Origin of the sequence: Palleronia pontilimi (assembly GCF_016412875.1) — a bacterium.
GTDB lineage: Bacteria > Pseudomonadota > Alphaproteobacteria > Rhodobacterales > Rhodobacteraceae > Palleronia > Palleronia pontilimi.
The window spans coordinates 1-953 of the sequence record NZ_JAEKPD010000049.1 but is presented as its reverse complement, the minus strand read 5'-3'; the positions used below and the strand labels follow the sequence as shown (position 1 = coordinate 953).

Annotated in this window: 1 pseudogene and 1 other annotated feature; the pseudogene reads left to right on the top strand. The window is 63.8% G+C overall.

Annotated elements, in window-relative coordinates:
* Positions 1-53: 53 nt before the first annotated feature.
* A pseudogene (locus ILP92_RS18230) lies at positions 54-953 on the top strand (IS3 family transposase); the annotation flags it as partial.
* Positions 335-451: a sequence feature (AL1L pseudoknot), on the top strand. Its footprint overlaps the pseudogene before it by 117 nt.

The following is a 953-nucleotide window of genomic DNA, read 5'->3' as shown; positions in this document are numbered from 1 at the left end:
TGAACCGCGCCGGGTTTGCCGGAGGCTCCAACTCCTGAGTAGGATGGAGCATCATGAGCAAGACCACGAATAAGTTTTCCCCTGAAGTGCGAGATCGGGCCGTGCGGCTGCTTCTCGAGACCGAGCGTCAGCATCCGTCGCGCTGGCAGGCGGTTATGTCGATCTCGGCGAAGATCGGCTGCACTGCGCAGACCCTAAATGAGTGGGTCAAGAAGGCGGAGGTCGACAGCGGCCAACGCGCAGGCATCCCGACCGAGATGGCGGAGAAGATGAAGGCGCTCGAGCGGGAGAACCGCGAGCTGCGCCAGGCGAACGAGATCCTCAGGAAGGCGTCAGCGTATTTTGCGATGGCGGAGCTCGACCGCCGGTCGAAGTGATGGTGGATTTCATCGAGGCGCATCGTGATGCGCACGGGGTCGAGCCGATCTGCGCTGTGCTGCCGATCGCCCCTTCCACCTACTACGATCACCTGGCGAAGCGGGCCGATCCGACGCGCCTGTCGGACCGCGCCCGCCGCGATGAAGCCATGCGGCCCGAGATCCGGCGCATCTTCGAAGAGAACTGGCGCGTCTATGGCGTCCGCAAGATCTGGCACCAATTGCGCCGCGAGGGTTTCGACGTCGCCCGCTGCACGGTGGCCCGGCTGATGAAGGACATGGATATTCAAGGCATCATCCGCGGCAAGCCGCACCGCACGACGATTCCGGACAAGAAGGCTCCGTGTCCGCTGGACAAGGTGAACCGGCAGTTTCGGGTGCCCGCGCCCAACGTGCTCTGGGTCAGCGATTTCACCTACGTCGCCACCTGGAAGGGGTTCGTCTATGTCGCCTTCGTCATCGACGCCTATGCCCGCAAGATCGTCGGCTGGCGCGTCAGCACGTCGGCGCATGCGGGTTTCGTCCTCGATGCCTTGGAACAGGCGGTGCATGATCGCCGCCCCAGGAAGGGAACGG